Here is a 19,147-nt window from a genome sequence, read left to right as displayed (position 1 = left end):
AGAAGCTGGCGTTCAACGAACTGGGCGGTCGACGGCGCTTGCGCGCCGCCAACGGTTGGGAAGTCAGCTCTTGGGCGCTTCAGCCGGCGGCTGCTGCATGGAACAGGAGATGGCGCCACCAGGTGCCGCCGCGCAGACCTCGGTGGCATGGGTGACCTGGTGAGTCGGATTGAACGTCAGGTCGTCCGAGACGACCCCCTGGTGGTGGAGCGCCAGCAGCGCCTCGACCGTCTTGTCCGGGTCGAAGCTGTCGGCCTTCTCCCAGGCTTCGGCGAGGAAATGGACATAGTCGTGGTAGAGCAGCGACACCGACGAGGTCACGCCATGAGGAGCGCCGGCCGCGAAATAGGCATCGAAATAGGCCTTGGCTTTCGGGTTGGATGACTCACCCCAGCAGACCGGAACGCAGCTCATCGCCACCGGCACGTCGGCTGTCAGTGCCTTTTCCTTCCAGATGCCGGGGTCGACGCCGAACAGGAAGTAGCTCTTGGCGGCACCCAGTTCAAGCGCTTGCGGCAGTGCCGTCAGCGTTGAATCGCCATTGTACCAGAAGTGGATGATATCCGGGTTGAGGCTCTTGGCACGGGTCAGGAACGGCGAGAAGTCAGTTGTGTCAGGCGGGTAGAAGATGATGTCGGGAACATCCTGCCCCTCGGCCTTGAGCGCCTTGTAGTAGTAGGACGACAGGAACTGACCGGTCGCGTCGTTGCCGACGATCATGACGGACTTCTTCGGACGATAGCCAAGCAAGGGCTCGAGAAGCGTGAGGACGCCTCGCGCGGTCGATCCGGACCGCTGGAATTCCTGCGGCTCGGACTGGAAGAGGTAGTGGTCCTCGCCGCCCGGCTTGACCGAGTCCGGCGTCAGTATTTTCGCCAGCGTCGAATTGCCGGCGAAATGGATGATCTTGGCCGGCTGCGTGATCTTGGCCATGGCCAGCGTGAAGTCATGGGTTTCCGACCCGAAGATTGCCTGCACCTTCACATCGCGCACCAGCTCCTGGGTGGCAGCGATGGCGGTCGCGATGTCGGTGCGGTCGTCACGCTTGACCATTTCCAGCTTGTAGGTCTTGCCGTCGACCTTGATGCCGCCGGCGTCGTTGATCTGCTTGACGGCAAGGCCGACGCCCGCCGGCAACGTATGGCCGGCGGAAACGAACGAGCCTGACTCCGCCGCGACGACTCCGATCTTGACGATATTGTCTTCGGCGAATGCTGGATGAGCAAGCGCGCCAAGGCACAAGGCGGCCGACGCGCCCATTTTCAGAACGGTTTTCAATTTGAGATCCTCCCGACTCCAAATAATTGCAGTCTTACCGGGTTGTCATACAACCCTGTTATCTGGTAAATCCTACGAGCGGGAATGTCAATCGCGCTGCCATGCGATAAGGCGGCCCGTCAATCAGGACTCACCACCGAGCCGCAGTTAGGAAACAGGGTATGCAGTCACGGAAATTCGGCCGCACCGGCATCGACGTCAGCGAGATCGGTTTCGGTTCATGGGCGATCGGGGCCGCCTGGGGCGAGGTCAATGACGACGATGCTCTTGCCGCCCTCCATGCCGCCCTCGACGCCGGCGTCACCTTCATCGACACCGCCGATGTCTATGGCGACGGCCGTTCCGAAAAGCTCATCGCCAGGGTGATGAAGGAGCGCGGCGGTGAGCGGCCATTCATTGCCACCAAGGCCGGAAAGCGACTGCCGACGCAGACGGTCGAGGGTTTCAGCCAGCAAAACCTTGCCGACTGGATTGATCGTAGCCTCAGATATCTGGAGGCCGACACGCTGGATCTCGTGCAGCTGCATTGCCCGCTGACCGATCTCTATTATCATCCGGAAGTGTTCGAGCGGCTTGACCGGCTCGTCGAGCAAGGCAAAATCCGTAACTACGGCGTCAGCGTTGAGCGCGTCGAAGAGGCGCTGAAGGCGATGCAGTACCCTGGCGTCGTCAGCGTGCAGATCATCTTCAACGCCTTCCGCCAACGGCCAGCGGAATTGTTCTTCGACCTGGCGAGAAAGAACAATGTGGCGATCATCGCCCGCGTCCCGCTGGCAAGCGGTTTGCTGTCGGGCAAGTTCAAACCCGACACCGAATTCGAGGCGACGGACCATCGCCTCTTCAACCGCAACGGTGAAGCCTTCGACGTCGGCGAGACTTTCTCGGGCGTGCCCTATGAAGTCGGACTGGCGGCGGTCGAACGCGTCCGGCCGCTTGTCTCAGACGACATGACAATGGCCAAATTCGCGCTACGCTGGATCCTGATGTTCGATGCGGTCACCGTGGTCATTCCCGGTGCGCGCAATCCGGCGCAGGCCCGTTCCAATGCCGAGGCCGCGGAGCTTCCGCCGCTGTCGGCCGACATCATGGGCAAGATCCGCGATATCTACGACCAGGACCTCAAGCCCTATGTGCATTACCGCTGGTGATCAAACCCGGCAAGCCTTATCAATTCACGGCGCAACGGACCTGATGACTGAGGCAAGCGTATTCAGAATGTTCATTGCCCCCCATTGGCTTTTGCCTGCCGTGAAGGGGCTGCGATTGAACTGCACCCGGTCTTCAAGACGCGATGAACACCTGGTTCACCTGGCAAAAAGACGAAAAATTATTTGGCTCTTGATCTGGCTTCAGGGTTTGTTCGGCGAGCTAAATGTTCATACGTGGTCTGCCAAGGGTCGCTCTCGGACGATCGTTCCTCGCCGATCCAATGGAAGCCGTTGGCGGTGATCTCAGTGAAACGCCATCGGGTTTTCAAACCGCGCGAGTCCTCGCCGAGCTGGACAATGTCCTTACCCTCGGCCCGCCCGATCTGGCGCGAGTAATCTTGGTTGAGCGGGTCGTTCCAGATGATGTGCCAGCCATCGATCCCGGGATCGTAGATGCGCAAAGTCGTACCATACATCGTGGACGGGGCAGGGCGCTTGGGCCTGATCCAAACGTCCTGAATCGCGCGGCCTCCGAGCACCCAGCCAAAATGGCATTCTCCATTCCATTTCTGCATCGTGCCGCCGTCGAGATAGTGGACCGTGTCCATCTCCCAACTTCCGATTAGCCACCCGTAGAGGTCCATGTCTTTCGCTCGGCCGGCTGGGGGCTCTTCGGATCCGAGAGCGGTCAGAAAGGGAGAAATCGTCATTGCCACACTGCCTCTCGTTTCCAAGGAGACGAACTAAACTGCCAGCGCAGGCCCACCCGCCATTGTTGCGCCCGCCTGCTGCAAGCGCCGCCATGTGGAATTTTGCGACGGAAGCTCGTGGCGGTACCGGAGCATTGCCGCCACAACTTGCAGCGTCGCGGTGCTCCGGGCTTGGGGAAAATTGCTATAATGCCGCCATGAATGAGATCGTTTGCGAACGCGATGACGAGCGGATCCGAAGGCGTCTTCCTATGCTGGTCACGGGGCTTGCTGTGGAACCCAGCGATCGCGTGGATCTCAACCAGCATGCCTTCGTGGGCCAACACAGACACGGATGGAGTATTCACCGGCTTGCTGTCGCCCCTAGAGGCTGCTGTACGATATTCCCAGGCGAAATGCCTTGGACACAGGGGGACAGATGACGAAGCATCGAATCTATTCAGTCAGCGTCGCGAGCGTCTATTCCCACTATGTCGCGAAAGCTGAGAAAAAGGGACGCACGAAAGCGGAGGTCGATGAAATCATCGGTTGGCTGACGGGGTACAGCCAGGAAATGCTCGAGGATCAGTTGGCGAAGAACGCATCTTTTGAGACTTTCTTTGTGCAGGCGCCTCGGATGAATCCATCGCGGTCGCTCATTACGGGAGTAATTTGCGGTATCCGCGTGGAAGACATCCAAGAACCCCTCATGCAGGAAATTCGTTACCTCGACAAACTGATCGACGAGCTCGCCATGGGGCGGACGATGACGAAGATCTTGCGAAATTAGCCAGGTTGGTTGGCTCGATATCGGTTCTCTTGGACCGGATGATCTTAACGGCCTTGCGGTGTCAGGACGGTTCCAGCCGCCGCGGTTCGCGCCCAATAGCTGTTCAATCGCGGCCAGTGCACCGCTACTCGAAGGCGGATATTGGCGGCTTGGAGCTGGTAGCCACGGCGCACCGCAAACAAACTTCAGCCGATCATGGAGGACTTGTGCCTTCCGGCATTCGGCCAGATGTGAGGTTTTGGCAGGTTGTCCATTCGGGCCCGACCGACGAGACTGGAGTTACCACGCTTCAGATTCGTCGGAGGACCCGAATGAATCGAGAGGAGATGGCGCTTGCGGTCATGGAAGGCGGCCTTTCCCAATCCCAAGCAGCGTTGAAATTCGCGGCGCCGGCGAAGGTCGTGAACCGATGGGTCGAGCGCTACAAGGCCGAAGGCCGTGCCGGCATGGCCGACCGCTCGTCGCGGCCCAGGCGCAGTCCGAATGCGAGCGAACGGGCTGTGGCCGATCGGATCGTTACGCTGCGGCGCCAGCGCCTCACGGGCAAGCACATTGCAAGTGGGGTCGCTGTCTCGCCGCGAAGGTGAGCCGGGTGCTGGCGCGGGCCGGACCGTCGCGGCTGAAGGACGTTGAGCCAGCAGAGCCGGTGCGCCGCTATGAGCATGACGAGTCGGGCGACATGATCCACATCGGACGATGTCGGTCACTGAATCGGCGGAGACGCCTGCCTCCGGCAGCATTCGGACCAGGGAGATCCAATAAGGAATGCCGCATTTCTGTGAAAAACTGTCGTCATGCTGAATGAGGCCCGTATCGACCAGCACGTTCCTGTCGCCGTGCAAAGTTGCACGATGGCCAACCGTTCTACGTCGCCGTCGAATGGTGCTCCCGCGCATGCAAACGCTGAAATGTGCCCTCGATGCACGCTGCCAATCCAAAGAGATCGGAGGCTGACCATCCGAGCTCCAGCACAGTTTATGTTTCGTTCGCCCTAACTGTATGACGAGCCAGGATATTCCAGCGGTCAAGTTCTGGAGCGTGGCGGTAATCGAGACGTGCGGTGTCTGCTCTTGACTCCGCACATGTATTGATAAATAAATCATATTTAATGTCGATATAAACGACAAGCTGAGGGGCTGGAATGAGGATCACGTCGATCAGCGCGCGCGTGTGCAACGCAGAGATGCGCAATTGGGTGTTTGTCCGGGTCGAGACCGACGAACCCGGTCTCTTCGGCTGGGGCGAGGCGACACTGGAATGGAAAACGCGCGCCGTCGTGGGCGCCCTGGAGGATCTCGAGGCTCTGCTGCTGGGGCAGGACCCTCGCAACATCGAACAGTGCCACCAGATCATGACGCGCCACGGCTTTTGGCGTCTCGGCGTCGAGGGCATGTCGGCCGTCAGCGGCATCGAGATTGCTCTGTGGGACATTCTGGGAAAATCGCTCGGCGTCCCGGTCTGGCGCCTGCTCGGCGGCCAGGTGCGCACGCATCTGCGCACCTATACCCATCTCGGTCTCGGGGACATGAAGGCCGTCTACGAAAGCAATTCGGCGGACAGCATCGTCGAACGGGGCCGGATCGTCACGCAGGCGGGCTATGACGCGGTCAAGATCGTCTGCATCCCCTATACGCACTATGTGTCGCCGGCGCGCGACGTCGATGCCGTCGCGGAGATGGTCGGCGCGCTGCGCGAAGCCGTAGGCCCCGCGGTCGACATCATGATCGATTTCCACGGCCGGCCGGCCTCCGTCAATGCAGCGATGGACTATCTGAAAGTCATAGAGCCCGCCCGTATCATGTTCGCGGAAGAGCCGCTGCCGCCGGAAGACATGGCTGGCCTCGCCCATATCACGGCCCGCTCGCCGGTACCGATCGCGTCCGGCGAGCGTCTCATCGGCCGTCGCGAGTTTTCGCACGCCATCGCTGGCCGCGCCTTCCACATCGCGCAGCCCGACATCTGCCACACCGGCGGTCTGCTCGAGACCAAGAAGATTGCCGCCTTCGCCGAAACCGCCGGCATCGGACTGGCGCCGCACAATCCACTCGGACCGCTGGCCGGGGTCGCCGCGCTGCACTTCGGCATTTCGACGCCCAACGTCATCATCCAGGAGGAAATGTCGGGCGCAGTTCCATGGTACGACGATGTGGTGAGCTGGCCGATCAGGCGCCAGCCGGGACGTTGGGACGCCCCCGAACTGCCCGGCCTCGGTGTTACCGTGAACGAAGACGTGATCGCCCGCCACCCGTTCAAGCAGGAGGTGCTGCATGCCCGCAATGCGGTCATGCCGGACGGCACCATCGTGGATTGGTGATCGCCATGACGGGTCGTCTGCAGGGCAGGATCGCGATCGTCACCGGGGCCGGCCAAGGCATTGGCGCCGCCACCGCCACCGCGTTTGCGGCCCAGGGAGCCCGCGTCGTCATTGCCGAGAAGAACACGATGACCGGCGCCGCGGTCGCGCGGGCAATCGCGCAGGCCGGCGGCGAGGCGGTGTTCTGCGAAACCGATGTGACCGACAAACAGTCCGTCACCGACCTGGTGGCGCGCACGCTTGGCTCCTTTGGGAGCGTCGATATACTGGTCAACAATGCCGGGGCCAACGTCTTCCATGAGCCGTTGGAGATGCCCGACAGCGAGTGGGAGCGCTGTCTCAAGCTCGATCTCGAGGCAGCCTGGATCTGCGCCAGGGCGGTGCTGCCCTCGATGCTGGAGCGAGAATATGGTTCGATCGTCAACATCGCCAGCTGCCACGCCTTCCGCATCATTCCACACACTTTCCCCTATCCCGTCGCCAAGCACGCGCTGCTGGGGCTGACGAGAGCGCTCGGCATCGAATACGCGGCGCGCGGCATCCGCGTGAACGCCATCGCGCCGGGCTACATCGAGACGCCGATAGCGGAGGCCTACTGGAACACATTTGCCGATCCGGCAGCGGAAAAGAGGCGCGCCTACGACCTGCATCCGCCCAAAAGGATCGGCCGACCGGAGGAGGTCGCAATGACGGCGGTTTTTCTGGCTTCGGACGAAGCGCCGTTCATCAATGCCGAGACGATCACCATCGATGGCGGACGCTCGGTTCTCTACCACGACTGACGTTCAACCAGGACTGCACAAGGGAGGAAGACATGAATTCGAGACTGACAGCAATCGTGGCCTGCGCCGCACTCGCCACCGGACTTGCCTTGACCGGTGCCACACGTGCCGACGATATCAAGATCGGCTACATCAACAAGATGGGCGAACACCCATGGTTCGTCGCTGAAGTCGGCGGCGCCAAGAAGGCTGCCGAAGCTGCCGGCGCCGCCTTCGTTTCGCAGGACGTCCAGTTCGATGCCAATCTGGCAGTCACCACCTTCGACACCATGGTTGGAGATGGCGTCAAGGGCATCGCCATCGTCGTTCCCGACAAGGCGCTCGGCCCGGTGATCGCCCAGAAGGCGAAGACCGCCGGTATTCCGCTCGTCGCCGTGGACGACGACATCTACTATCAGGACGGGTCGCAGGTTCCATATGTCGGCATGAACGCCCACAACATCGGTGCGCGCGTCGGTGAAGAACTGGCGAAGCTCTACAAAGCCGATGGATGGGCCGGCAAGGAAGTGCGCATCGCGTCCATCGAGGACCGCAAGGCGGACACCTGCATGCAGCGCAACAAGGGCGCCGAGGAGGCCTTCCTCAAGGCGGTCCCTGATTTCAAGCCGAACAACATCATCCGCGTTGCCTATGACAACACCATGGTCAACGCCATCGACGTGATGACCACGACGCTGACGGCCAATCCGAACGTGACCAACTGGATCTTCTACTCCTGCAATGACGATGGCGTTCTGGGCGCCGCGCGCGCCCTGCAAAACGCCGGCTACAAGGCCGATCAGGGCATGGGCATCGGCATTGACGGCAGCCGGGCCTGCGATGCGTTCGGCTCGGCCGAGCCCTCGGCGTTCAGGGGCACGATGTGGCTGAACTCGGCCAATCATGGCGCGCTGGCCGTCAAGCTGCTGCTGGCCGCGATCAAGGACAAGACACCGCTTCCGGTGCAATCCTTCACCGACCCCGAATACATCACGCCTGCCAATTTCGCGTCCGACTACAAGGCCAAACTCTGCCACTGACCAGTCCGATGCAACGGGACCCCCATGGGTCCCGTCGCATGTCCCAGCAATGATCGGGAGCCTGATGTGACGGAAAACGGTTTCTTCGCGCTCGAGCATGTCTCGAAGCGTTTCGGCGTCGTCCAGGCACTCGACGACGTGTCGCTGAAATTCCGGCCTGGCGAACTTTTGGCGCTGGTCGGCGAAAACGGCGCCGGCAAATCGACGATGATGCGTATTCTGGAAGGGGTCTTCAAACCGGATAGCGGCTCGGTCCGGTTCGCCAATGAACCTGTGGTCTTTTCCGAACCGAGAGACAGCCACAACGCCGGCATCCGGGTCATCCACCAGGAGCCGGAGATCGTTCCGAGCCTGACCATCGCGGAAAACATCTTCGTGGGCGAAATGCCAAGAACAGCCGGCGTGTTCCTCGACTGGAAGACACTGGAGGCGCAAGCCGCTCGCGTGCTTGCTGCCTTCGGCGTGCAAGCCGACATGCGGCCGCGCCAGCCTTGCGAGACGCTCGGCCCCGCGCAACGGCAGATGATCGAAATCATGCGTGCGGTGCGCGCCGGCGGCCGCCTCATCGCCTTCGACGAACCGACATCGTCGCTGACCGATGACGAAGCGCGGCGGCTTTTCGCGGTCATCCGCAGGTTGCGCGCCGAGGGAACGTCGATCGTCTACATCTCCCACAGGCTGAACGAAATCATCGAGCTCGCCGACCGTATCGTCGTCCTGCGTGACGGCCGTCTCGTCGATGAATCGGCTGCGGCCGGCGCCACCGAGCAGGGCATTGCCCGGCTCATGGTGGGTCGCGACATCGCGGACCTGTTCAAACGCGAGAGCCGGCCTTCGGGCGAGAACCTGCTCGAGATCAAGGGGCTGACGACGGAGCGCATCACCGCAATCGATCTCTCGGTGCGCAAGGGCGAAGTCCTCGGTATCGCCGGCCTGATGGGCGCGGGACGCTCCGAATTGGCAAAAGCGATCGTCGGCTATGACCGCCGTCTCGGCGGCACCGTGTCGATGAACGGCATCCCCGTCACCCCCGACAGCCCGCATGCGGCCATCGTCGCCGGTATCGGATTTGCGCCCGAGGACCGCAAGCACGAGGCCTTGCTGATGTTTCGCAGCATTCTCGACAATGCCGCCCTTTGCGTTGCGGACCGGACATCGTCCTTCGGTCTATTCAGCAGGCGCAAGGCGCTCGACGTGGTGTCGCCACTTGCCGCCAAGATGGCGATCAAGGCACCGGATCTGGACGTGCCGGTGGCAAAACTTTCAGGTGGCAACCAGCAGAAGGTGGTGTTGGCGCGATGGCTGGCGCGACAGCCCATGCTTTTGATCCTTGACGAGCCGACGCGCGGCATCGACATCGGTGCCAAGGCTGAAATCTATCGCCTGATCGAGGAACTCGCGGCGGGTGGGATCGGGCTCATCCTAATTTCATCCGAAATGCCCGAACTGATCGGTCTGGCCGACCGCGTGCTCGTCATGGCCGAAGGCCGCATCACCGCCGAACTGAACCGCCCGGATATCGATGAGACATCGATCCTCAGGCACGCCATGCCGAGGTCCGCCCTCCAGCGCGAAGGACTTGCCCCGTGAACACCGCCGATCAGCTCACGAATCCCCGCGACGCCATGGAAAGGCGCTCCATGGCCGCCTTGGCCGAACGCCTGGGTGTCCACAACATCAGCCTGCTCCTCGCGCTCGCGATCCTCATTGTGATCTTCGGCACGCTGCGTGGCGACGTGTTCTTTTCGGCGCGCAACATGCTCAATATCGGCCTAGGCATCACCATCCTTGGCGTGCTGGCGATGAGTCAGACCATCGTCATCGTGGCCGGTGGGCTCGACATCGCGGTCGGCGCCGTCGTCGGCCTCACCACGGTATCGACCGCCATGGCCATCCAGGCGACGGGCTCGCCGGGGCTCGGCATCGTCGCCGGTCTGGTCGTCGGCGGGCTGGCCGGCCTGGTCAACGGCATCATCATCACCTACGGGCGCGTCAATGCCGTCATCGCCACGCTCGGCACGATGGCCATTTTCCGCGGCATCGCCTTCATCATGTCGGATGGCCAGTCGATCGCCATCTTCAGCGACACGTTTCGGTTCATCGGTATCGGCAAAATCCTCGGCCTGCCGCTGCTTTTGTGGATCCTGATCGCGACGGCGATCCTGTTCCAGGTCTTTCTTTCCCGGTCGATAGTCGGCCGCAACATCTATGCGCTCGGCGGCAATCCGGTCGTGGCGCGCTTTTCCGGCATCAACGTCAAGCGCTACCGCGTCGGCATCTATATCATGAGCGGCGTGGCGGCGGGGCTTGCCGGCATCCTGCTTGCCGCGCGCACGGGTTCGGGGCAGCCGGTTTCGGGATCGCAAGGGCTGGAACTCGAGGCCATCACCGCCGCCGTTCTCGGCGGATGCGCCCTGCAGGGCGGCAAAGGAACGATTGTCGGGGCGCTGCTGGGGGTTGCGATCATCGGCATCCTAAACAACGGCATGATCCTGACTTCGGTGCCGACTTTCTATCAACTGCTTGCAAAGGGATCGCTCCTGATCCTTGCTGTGGTTGTCGCCGAGTATCACCTCAACAGGACCTAGCAATGGCAGTTAAGCCCCTTCCGAAGACCGAAGACGTGCCGGACGCGACCACTATCGGCCCGGCGTCGCTGAAGGACAGGATCGCGAGGGATATCGGCCAGCGCATCCTCTCCGGCCGCTATCCCCCTCTTTCCATCCTGCCCAGCGAAGCCGAACTTTGCGCCGCCTATGACGCAAGCCGCACCGCACTGCGCGATGCGCTTCTGACGCTCGCGGCCAAAGGACTGATCGAAGCGCGAAAGCGCGCGGGGACGCATGTCCGCCTGCCAAGCGATTGGAACAGGCTCGATGCCCAAGTGCTCGACTGGATGAGCGGGATCGAGCCCGACCTCGGCTTCGTGCGAGGGCTTATCGAAGCGCGCCTGGTGATTGAACCGGCAGCCGCCCAATTGGCGGCCAAGATGGCGAGCTCCGGCGATCTGGCGATAATCGAGGCCGCCTATGAGGCGATGTGCGACGCGCCTGAAGACGACCTGTCTGCCTGCCTCGACGCCGATGTGCGATTTCACACTGGAATCTTGCGTGCCAGCCGCAACCCGGTGTTCGCAAACCTCGGCAATATGCTGGCTGCGGCCCTCAATTTCTCCTTTCGGCTGACGACCTCGGCCACGGCCAATTTCCAGGCCACGCTCAGCGCGCATGGCGACGTCCTGGAAGCCATCCGCATGCGACGGGCCGATGATGCCTACCGGCAGATGAAGGCGCTGATTGGGATAGCATCGATCGACCTCTTGACCATCGCCGACGGCGCGCACCGCGACCGCCCGGTCAGGCAGAACCTCCCCGTGTCAGCCGGCGATCTGCATTAATTGCATGACGCATGCCGGAAGCAATCCGAATCGCTCCGGCTCCTGAGCGCCGCAATCGTCCGGATCTCGGTGCCGACTGGTGATGTCTTGTCTACGGCGGGTTTCGAACGCTCGACCTGTCGGAGGTCAGCTGCCAGCGGCCGTTGCTTGCGACCGTTGTCATTTGAGCCCACCGACAATTTCGCACCGCGAGGGAATTGGACAGTCTACCCGAAGCGGTTGCCCCGCAAACCTCGCATCCCCGGCCGCAACGCGAAAACGCCGCCTTCATTCGGGTTTGCCAGCAAGTGATCCGCCGTCATCGTGAAGCGCGCGGAAGTGACGAAGAGCGTATCGAGGTTGACGCCCCCGAAGGCGCAACTCGTCGGCCAGGTACAAGCCAGTTCGATGGTTCGATCCAGCCGGCCGTCGGGCGAGATGCGCGCGAGGCAGCTTCCGCCGGCGACCCGACAGTTCCAGACATGGCCGTGGGCGTCCATGCAGGAGCCGTCGGGCAGTCCTCGCTCGAAACCGCCGAAGAACCGCCGCCGCTCGGCGATCCTCGAAGAGCTCTGGTTCCAAGTATAGCTGTAGAGTTCATTCTTCATCGTATCGGCGGTGATGAAACGCCCATCCTGGGTCCACGCCATCGTATTGGTGATGCCGAAGCGGTCTTCGCTTAGTTTCGTCACGTCGCCGGCCGGTCCGATCCGGAACAGCTGTCCGGCATCCTGGGTGATGGCGAGAGACGTATCGTCTGGGGCGATATTATTGGCCATCGTGCCGACCCAGAACGAACCGTCTGGCGCCACGACGCCCTCATTCAGCCGCATCTCGGGCCTGTCCGGCTCGATCTCGGCGATCGTTTTGAACGGCCCGCCGAATTCCCACAAGGCGACTTCCTTTCTAAGGCCGACGATGGCGCCACCGTCCCTGCGCAGGCCAATTGAGGTGACGAGGTCAGGCGTAGCCCAGCTTTCATGAGCTCCGGTGATCGTATCCAGCCGATGGATCCGGCGGCCGATGATGTCGACCCAGACCAGCCTGCCACGGCGGTCGTCCCAGACCAGGCTCTCGCCGACCACATCGCGCGCGTCAAAGATCAGGGCTGCATGCGTTTCTTGCACGGGGCTCCTCCAGTTCGGCGTCCAGAAATCCGCTTGCATATATCTTCTAGTCATAATATGAGCAATTAGATTATAACCTGTCATACAGGTTGGCGAAGCGACATGCAGAATCCGACAGAGGCAGCGGATGAGCCGAGCCCTGGCTTGGTGAACACGGCGATCCGGGCGATCACCCAGCACATCCGCTCCGAGGGGCTGGCGCCAGGCGATCCGCTGCCCAGCGAGGCGGCCATGACCCGCCAACTCAATGTCTCCCGCACGGTGGTACGCGAGGCCTTCCGTTCGCTTTCTGCTATGCGCCTGATCGACATGAGCGCCGGGCGTCGCGCCACGGTCGCCAAGCTCGACACGGGCGCGATGTCGATGGTCATCGAACACGGCATCACCACGCAGCAGATCAGCGTGCATCAGGTCTATGACGTGCGGCGCACGATCGAGATGCGCACCGTGGCGCTCGCCGCCCTGCGCCGCACCGATGCGGAAGCGGCCGCCATTGCCAACGCGGCCAAGCTGATGCGCGAGAGCTTCAAGAACCCCGAGATCGTCATGGAGCACGACATCGCCTTTCACGAGGCGATCGCCTCCGCATCGCACAACCCGGTCTTCTCGCTGATCGTCACTGCCTTCAGCGGCGTCACGCGCCGCACTTGGGTGATCGGCTGGCGAACCCGCTCGACCCCCGAGGACCAGCTCAAGATGATCAAGGGGCACGAGGACATAGCCGACGCGATCCTCAAGGGTGATCCGCGGCTTGCGGCCGAGCATATGGCGCAGCACTTCGACAAGAGCGTCAAGGCGCTCCTCGACGCCGGTATCGCCTGAGATGGGGATTGCCTGACATGAAGATCCGCGCCATCGAGACCATCCGCATCGAGGAACGGCCCAACCTGCTATGGGTGGAGGTCCATACGGACGAGGGCCTCACCGGGCTCGGCGAGACCTTCTTTCTGTCGCGCACCGTCGAGGAATACCTTCATGAATATGTCGCGCCGCGCGTGATCGGCCGCGATCCGCTGCAGATCGATCTATTGGCCGCCGATCTCATCGGCTATCTTGGCTTCCGCTCCAGCGGCGCCGAGGTGCGCGGCAATTCCGCCTTCGACATCGCGCTGTGGGATATCTTCGGCAAGGCCACCGGCCAGCCGATCGCCCAATTGCTCGGCGGCTTCAGCCGCAGCTCAATCCGCACCTACAACACCTGCGCCGGCACCGAATACATCAAGGACGCCAAGGGCCAGACGACGGCCAATTACGGCATCGGCTCCAGGCGGGACTATGACGACCTCAACGGCTTCCTCACCCGCGCCGGTGAATTGGCTCAGGAACTGCTCGAGGACGGCATCACCGCCATGAAGATCTGGCCGTTCGATCACGCGGCCGAAAAGACGCGCGGCAATGACATCTCGCCGGCCGACCTGAAGGCCGCGCTTGAGCCTTTTGCAAAGATACGCGAAGCCGTCGGCGACAGGATCGACATCATGGTCGAGTTCCACTCGATGTGGCAGCTCCTGCCGGCCATGAAGATCGCAGCCGCGCTGGAACCCTTCGCCACCTATTGGCACGAAGACCCGATCCGCATGGACAGCCTCGGCGACTTGAAGCGCTACGCAGCCGCTAGCCCCGCACCGATCTCGGCATCGGAGACGCTGGGCAGCCGCTGGGCCTTCCGCGACCTGCTGGAGACCGGAGCGGCCGGCGTCGTCATGCTCGACATCTCCTGGTGCGGCGGCCTGTCGGAGGCGCGCAAGATCGCCTCGATGGCGGAAGCCTGGCGGCTGCCGGTGGCGCCGCATGACTGCACGGGGCCGGTCGTGCTCGCCGCTTCCACGCATCTGTCGCTCAATGCGCCCAATGCGCTCGTCCAGGAAAGTGTGCGCGCCTTCTACCGCACCTGGTACCGCGACCTGGTGACGGCGCTGCCGGAAGTGACAAACGGCATGATCACCGTGCCGCCGGGGCCGGGTCTTGGTCTGGCGCTCCATCCGGAGCTTGATCGCGCCTACACCGTCCAGCGCCGCGTCAGCGACAAGGCGGATATCTGAAAGATCCAAAGGGAGGAATAGACATGAGAAAACTCACTGCAATGCTTCTGCTTAGCGCGGCTCTTCTTGGCGGGCAGGCGACCGCCCGCGCCGACGGTCTCAACATCGTCTTCACGCATCATTCGTCGGCCTCGAACACTTTCTGGCAAGCTGTGAAGAAGGGCTTTGACGATGCCTGCGCCAAGGTCGAGGCGAACTGCAACATGGTCTTCACCCAGACCGAGGGCTCGGTCGAGCAGCAGGTCGCCAACATGCGCGCCGCCCTTGCCGCCAAACCCGACGCGCTGCTGACCTCCATCGTCGACGACCATGCTTTCGACGACGTCATCAAGGAGGCCCGCGACGCCGGCGTGCTGGTGATCGCCGTCAATGTCGACGACACCGAGGGCGCCAAGGGCAATGCCCGGCAGGCCTTTGTCGGCCAGGGCTTTAAGCCGGCCGGCTATTCGCTGGCCAAGGCGATTTCCGAAAACTTCCCGAAGGACGGCCCGATCAAGGTGCTGGTCGGCATTTCCGCTCCCGGCCAGAACTGGTCGGAAAGCCGGGGCGCCGGCATCATGCAGTTCCTCCAGGAATACAAGGCCGCTCATGCCGACCGCGACGTGTCGTGGGAGCGCATCGACAGCGGCACCGACCTCGCCATCACCTCCGACCGCGTCGGCGCCTATCTCAACGCCCATCCGGACACGACAGCCTATTTCGATACCGGCTTCTGGTGCGCCGGCGTGGCGCGCGTCCTGGCCGATCGCGGCGTAGCGCCAGGCAAGGTCCTGCTCGGCGGTTTCGACCTGGTGCCCGAGGTGCTGCAGCAGATGCAGAAGGGCTATGTCCAGGCCTTGGTCGACCAGCAGCCCTACATGCAGGGCTTCATGCCGGTGATGGAGGCCTATCTCAACAAGAAGATCGGTCTTGCTCCATCGGACATCGACACCGGCCAGGGCATTGTGCGGCCGAAGGAGGCCGACAGCATCATGGCGCTCTCCGCTCAAGGGCTGCGCTGAGCATCAGCCACTGAACCCTTGCATCGGCGGCGGCCGGTGCCGCCGATGTGATGGACGATCTCGAACGCCGGAGCCTTTCGTTGAAGCGCCTGTTCAAGACCTATCTCGAAAAACCGGAGCTGGCCGGGCTGATCCTGTTGGTGCTGCTCATCATCCTGTTCCAGGTCCGCTCGCACGGCGTGTTCCTGAATGCCGACAATCTGCGCGGCATTCTCGGCATCCTGCCGGAGGCCGGCCTTGTCGCGATCGGCGTCACCATCCTGATGATCAGTGGTGAGTTCGACCTGTCGGTCGGCTCGGTCTTCGCGCTGATGCCGATGACGATGGCGGTGCTGATGGTGCACGGCTGGCCGTTCCCGCTTGCGCTGCTTGCCGGGTTGTTGGTCTGCGCGGCGATCGGCTTCATCAACGGCTACGTCACCATCCGCTTCGCCATACCGAGCTTCATCACCACGCTTGGCATGCTGTTCATGGCGCGTTCGCTTACCGTCGTCGTCTCGGGCGGCTTCCCGCCGCTGCTGCCCGCCGACCTGCCGAACTGGCTGTTCACCTCCTTCGTCGGGCCGGGCAACATGTTCCGCATGTCGTTCCTATGGTTCGTCGCCATCGCCGTGCTGACCTCGCTGATGCTCTCGCGCACCAATTTCGGCAACTGGATCAAGGCCACCGGCGGCTTCCTGCCTGCCGCCGCCTCGATGGGCATCCCGACCGCCAGGGTCAAGCTCGCCTGCTTCATCCTGTGTTCGATGCTCGCCGGCTTCGCCGGCATGCTGCAGGTGCTGCGGCTGGGATCGCCCTTGCCGTCGATCGGCGAGGGGATGGAGCTTCAGGCGGTGGCGGCAGCCGTCATCGGCGGGGCGTCGCTCGCCGGCGGCATCGGCACCGTCATGGGCGGCCTCATCGGCACGACGCTCATCCGCGTCATCGACAATGGCCTCGTGCTCAGCCATGTCGATGCCAACTGGTTCAAGTTCGCCATCGGCTTCCTGACCATCTTCGCCGTCGTGGCCAATGCCTGGATGCGTAAGCGCGCCAAGGCCATCAAGATGGAGGGCTAAAGCGGTGACCGACGCCATCATCTCAGTGCGCGATCTTCACAAATGGTATTCCGGCGTCCATGCGCTGAAGGGCATCACGCTGGACTTCAAGCGCGGTGAGGCGCTCGGACTGGTCGGCGACAACGGCGCGGGAAAATCCACCCTCATCAATATCCTCTCCGGTGTTCATACGGCGGATCGCGGCGAGATCCGGGTCGAGGGAAAGCCAGTGAGGATTGCGCGGCCGCGCGATGCGATGAATCTGGGGATCGAGACCATCTATCAGTACAACTCCATGGTTCCGACCATGTCGATCGCCAGGAATCTGTTCATCGGCCGCGAGCCGACCCGCTTCGCGGCCTTCGGCGTCGGCATCCTCGACCAGAAGAAGATGGCTGAGGAGAGCGTTCGCGCCATCGCCAATGTCGACCTGCATCTGCGCTCGCCCGAGGCGCTTGTCGGTGAGCTCTCCGGCGGTCAGCGGCAGGGCGTGGCAATCGCGCGCGCCATGCATTTCAGGTCGAAGGTTATGATCCTCGACGAGCCGACCAACCATCTCTCGGTCAAGGAGACCAAGAAGGTGATCGGCTTCGTGCGCGGCCTGAAGGAGCAGGGTGTCACCGGCGTCTTCATCAGCCACAACATGCACCACGTCTTCGAATGCTGTGACCGCATCGTAGCGATGGCGCGCGGCGAGGTGGTGCTGGACAAGCGCATCGAGGACACCTCGATCGATGAAGTGCATGGCGTGCTCTAAAGCAGTTCCAGGAACAGCGCGTAGCGGTCTTCCGTCTGGAATTGCGTACAAACGAAGGATCTAGGAAAGGGCGGCAATGACGGTGCTTGCAGGTCGTATCGCGCTGTTGACGGGTGGGCTCGGCTCGCTCGGCCGGGCCCAGGCGGTGACGCTGGCGCGGGCCGGCGCGCGCGTGCTGGTGCTCGACCGTCCCGACATCGAGAGCGCACCGGCGACCGTTGCGGCGCTCGCCGCGGAGGCGGGCGGCGACATCGCCTTCGTCGGCTGCGATCTCAACAGTCTCGCCGCGGCGGAAGCAGCCGTGACCGCGCTGGCGGCGAGCGAAGGCTGCATCGACATCCTGATCAACAATGCCGCGCTGATCATCAACCGGCCGTTCGAGGAATTCTCGCTGACCGAGTACGAAGATCAGATCCGCGTCAACTCGTCGGCCGCCTTTGCGCTGGCGCGGGCCTGCGCGCCGGGCATGAAGGCCAAGGCCTATGGCAAGATCGTCAATTTCTGCTCGATCACGCTCAACGGCCGCTGGGACGGCTATGTCCCCTATGTCGCGTCGAAGGGCGCGATGCTGGGCCTCACCAAATCGCTGGCGCGCGAACTCGGCCCGCATGGCATCAGGGTCAATGCGGTCTCTCCCGGCGCGGTCGTCTCGGAAGCGGAGGAGCGCGTCTTCGGCGACCGGCTCAAGCAATACAATGACTGGATCCTCGAGAACCAGAGCATCAAGGCGCGCATCGAGCCGCATCAGGTCGCCGAACTCGTGCTGTTCCTGGTGTCGCCGGCATCCGACATGATCACCGGCCAGAACATCGCCGTCGACGGCGGCTGGTGAGGCCATGGCCGACTTCGTGGAACTGAACGACGGTCGGTCGAGGCTCATCCTGGCACCAGGAAAAGGGGCTGCGATCGCCCGCTTCGACGCGCTTGTCGCCAATGGCGCCTCGGTTCCGTTGCTTCGACCTGGCGATGGAGGCGGCACCTCCGGCTGTCAGTTGCTGGTGCCATGGTCGAACCGCATCTCGGGTGGCGGCTTCGCGTTCGACGGCCGCTTTCATGCCGTTGAGCCTAACGTGCCAGGCGAGGCTTTTCCGATCCATGGCGACGGCTTCCAGAGGCCGTGGCGGCTTGGCGCCCGTACCGCCGGCGAGGTGGAGCTGGTGCTCGACGATGGCGCGATCGGGCCTTACCGCTATTTGGCCTCTGTCTCCTATTCGCTGCGCGACGGCGCCCTCGAGGCCCGTCTGACAGTGGAGAACCGTGCCGGTATGCGCTTGCCTTACGGCCTCGGCTTTCACCCGTGGTTCCCGCGCGATGCGGCGACCACGCTTCAGGCAAAGGCCGAGCGCGTTTGGCTGGAGGATGAACGCCATCTTCCCGTTGGCGCGGTACCAGTAAGCGATCGCCCTGCATGGGATTTCTCGATGGGCGCGCCGCTGCCAACAGGCTGGGTGAACAACGGCTTCGACGGGTGGGACCGGCGCGCCATGATCGTCCAGCCTCAGGAGGGGATTTCCATCTCGCTCACCGCCACGCCGGGTTTGGACGTCTTCCTGCTCTATTCGCCGTCGCCTGGATCGGGCTTCTTTTGCTTCGAGCCGGTCTCGCACAGCGTCGACGCGCACAATGGCGCGGGCGAGGGGCTGGCGCCGCTGGAAAATGGAGCGACGATGAGCGTTGGCATGCGCATGGATTGGGCTGCGATGGAACCTGCTCTTGCCAGGGAACCGGTGCTAGCCGGGTTGTAAGGTGGATGGTGTCACCGCACTTGCGGGCTCTCCAGTTCGAGA

18 protein-coding genes and 1 pseudogene are annotated in these 19,147 nt (G+C 62.7%); 16 read left to right on the top strand and 3 right to left on the bottom strand.

The window, feature by feature from the left end; translation table 11 throughout:
• Positions 1–63: 63 nt before the first annotated feature.
• The gene (locus tag FJ964_RS23440) at positions 64–1,278 is read right to left on the bottom strand and encodes an ABC transporter substrate-binding protein (RefSeq protein ID WP_140552590.1); all 1,215 of its coding nucleotides are present in this window, start codon (positions 1,276–1,278) and stop codon (positions 64–66) included.
• A gap of 161 nt (positions 1,279–1,439) precedes the next feature.
• On the opposite strand from FJ964_RS23440, the gene FJ964_RS23435 reads away from it, so the two are divergent.
• Entirely contained in the window at positions 1,440–2,426 is a 987-nt protein-coding gene (locus tag FJ964_RS23435) for an aldo/keto reductase (RefSeq protein WP_140552589.1), read from the top strand.
• Positions 2,427–2,605: 179 nt separating this feature from the next.
• On the opposite strand, the gene FJ964_RS23430 is transcribed toward FJ964_RS23435, so the two are convergent.
• A complete protein-coding gene (locus FJ964_RS23430) occupies positions 2,606–3,034 on the bottom strand; it encodes a hypothetical protein (protein ID WP_224628953.1) in 429 nt (142 codons plus the stop codon).
• A gap of 520 nt (positions 3,035–3,554) precedes the next feature.
• On the opposite strand from FJ964_RS23430, the gene FJ964_RS23425 reads away from it, so the two are divergent.
• The 8 genes and pseudogenes from FJ964_RS23425 (at position 3,555) to FJ964_RS23390 (ending at position 11,417) form a co-directional block, all read left to right on the top strand.
• A complete protein-coding gene (locus FJ964_RS23425) occupies positions 3,555–3,905 on the top strand; it encodes a DUF2200 domain-containing protein (protein WP_140552587.1) in 351 nt (116 codons plus the stop codon).
• A gap of 311 nt (positions 3,906–4,216) precedes the next feature.
• A pseudogene (locus FJ964_RS31085) lies at positions 4,217–4,596 on the top strand (leucine zipper domain-containing protein); the annotation flags it as partial.
• A 450-nt stretch (positions 4,597–5,046) separates the two neighbouring features.
• Positions 5,047–6,219 carry an enolase C-terminal domain-like protein gene (locus FJ964_RS23415; protein ID WP_140552585.1) on the top strand — a complete coding sequence of 391 codons (1,173 nt, stop codon included), beginning with the start codon at positions 5,047–5,049 and terminating at the stop codon, positions 6,217–6,219.
• Between the two features lie 5 nt (positions 6,220–6,224).
• Positions 6,225–7,001 carry an SDR family oxidoreductase gene (locus FJ964_RS23410; RefSeq protein ID WP_140552584.1) on the top strand — a complete coding sequence of 259 codons (777 nt, stop codon included), beginning with the start codon at positions 6,225–6,227 and terminating at the stop codon, positions 6,999–7,001.
• Positions 7,002–7,033: 32 nt separating this feature from the next.
• Positions 7,034–8,020, top strand: coding sequence for a substrate-binding domain-containing protein (locus tag FJ964_RS23405; protein WP_224628957.1), 987 nt, complete (start codon positions 7,034–7,036; stop codon positions 8,018–8,020).
• A 66-nt stretch (positions 8,021–8,086) separates the two neighbouring features.
• Positions 8,087–9,610, top strand: a complete 1,524-nt coding sequence (locus FJ964_RS23400) for a sugar ABC transporter ATP-binding protein (RefSeq protein WP_140552583.1) — start codon at positions 8,087–8,089, stop codon at positions 9,608–9,610.
• A complete protein-coding gene (locus FJ964_RS23395; RefSeq protein ID WP_224628961.1) occupies positions 9,607–10,608 on the top strand; it encodes an ABC transporter permease in 1,002 nt (333 codons plus the stop codon). Before FJ964_RS23400 ends, FJ964_RS23395 begins: the two co-directional genes overlap by 4 nt.
• Before the next feature lie 2 nt (positions 10,609–10,610).
• Positions 10,611–11,417, top strand: a complete 807-nt coding sequence (locus FJ964_RS23390) for a FadR/GntR family transcriptional regulator (protein ID WP_140552582.1) — start codon at positions 10,611–10,613, stop codon at positions 11,415–11,417.
• Positions 11,418–11,623: 206 nt separating this feature from the next.
• Here the strand turns inward: FJ964_RS23390 and FJ964_RS23385 are convergent, their stop codons facing one another.
• Positions 11,624–12,523 (bottom strand): SMP-30/gluconolactonase/LRE family protein, encoded by a 900-nt coding sequence (locus FJ964_RS23385; RefSeq protein ID WP_224671897.1) that lies wholly within the window; start codon positions 12,521–12,523, stop codon positions 11,624–11,626.
• Between the two features lie 102 nt (positions 12,524–12,625).
• On the opposite strand from FJ964_RS23385, the gene FJ964_RS23380 reads away from it, so the two are divergent.
• The 7 genes from FJ964_RS23380 to FJ964_RS23350 all read left to right on the top strand — a co-directional run bounded on the left by FJ964_RS23380 (position 12,626) and on the right by FJ964_RS23350 (position 19,105).
• Positions 12,626–13,345, top strand: a complete 720-nt coding sequence (locus tag FJ964_RS23380; RefSeq protein WP_140552580.1) for a FadR/GntR family transcriptional regulator — start codon at positions 12,626–12,628, stop codon at positions 13,343–13,345.
• A gap of 17 nt (positions 13,346–13,362) precedes the next feature.
• On the top strand, positions 13,363–14,565 hold the full coding sequence (locus FJ964_RS23375) for a mandelate racemase/muconate lactonizing enzyme family protein (RefSeq protein ID WP_140552579.1): 1,203 nt from the start codon (positions 13,363–13,365) through the stop codon (positions 14,563–14,565).
• A gap of 23 nt (positions 14,566–14,588) precedes the next feature.
• The gene (locus FJ964_RS23370) at positions 14,589–15,566 is read left to right on the top strand and encodes a sugar ABC transporter substrate-binding protein (protein WP_140552578.1); all 978 of its coding nucleotides are present in this window, start codon (positions 14,589–14,591) and stop codon (positions 15,564–15,566) included.
• An 80-nt stretch (positions 15,567–15,646) separates the two neighbouring features.
• Positions 15,647–16,624, top strand: coding sequence for an ABC transporter permease (locus FJ964_RS23365; protein ID WP_140552577.1), 978 nt, complete (start codon positions 15,647–15,649; stop codon positions 16,622–16,624).
• Positions 16,625–16,628: 4 nt separating this feature from the next.
• The gene (locus FJ964_RS23360; RefSeq protein ID WP_140552576.1) at positions 16,629–17,360 is read left to right on the top strand and encodes an ATP-binding cassette domain-containing protein; all 732 of its coding nucleotides are present in this window, start codon (positions 16,629–16,631) and stop codon (positions 17,358–17,360) included.
• 76 nt (positions 17,361–17,436) lie between these two features.
• Entirely contained in the window at positions 17,437–18,192 is a 756-nt protein-coding gene (locus FJ964_RS23355; protein ID WP_140552575.1) for an SDR family oxidoreductase, read from the top strand.
• A 4-nt stretch (positions 18,193–18,196) separates the two neighbouring features.
• The gene (locus FJ964_RS23350) at positions 18,197–19,105 is read left to right on the top strand and encodes an aldose 1-epimerase (protein WP_140552574.1); all 909 of its coding nucleotides are present in this window, start codon (positions 18,197–18,199) and stop codon (positions 19,103–19,105) included.
• The last annotated feature ends 42 nt before the right edge of the window (positions 19,106–19,147 follow it).

It is taken from the genome of Mesorhizobium sp. B2-3-2 (assembly GCF_006442295.1).
In the GTDB taxonomy this organism is placed as follows: domain Bacteria; phylum Pseudomonadota; class Alphaproteobacteria; order Rhizobiales; family Rhizobiaceae; genus Mesorhizobium.
The sequence above is the reverse complement of the archived record's forward strand: the minus strand, read 5'-3'. Positions and strand labels throughout refer to the sequence as shown.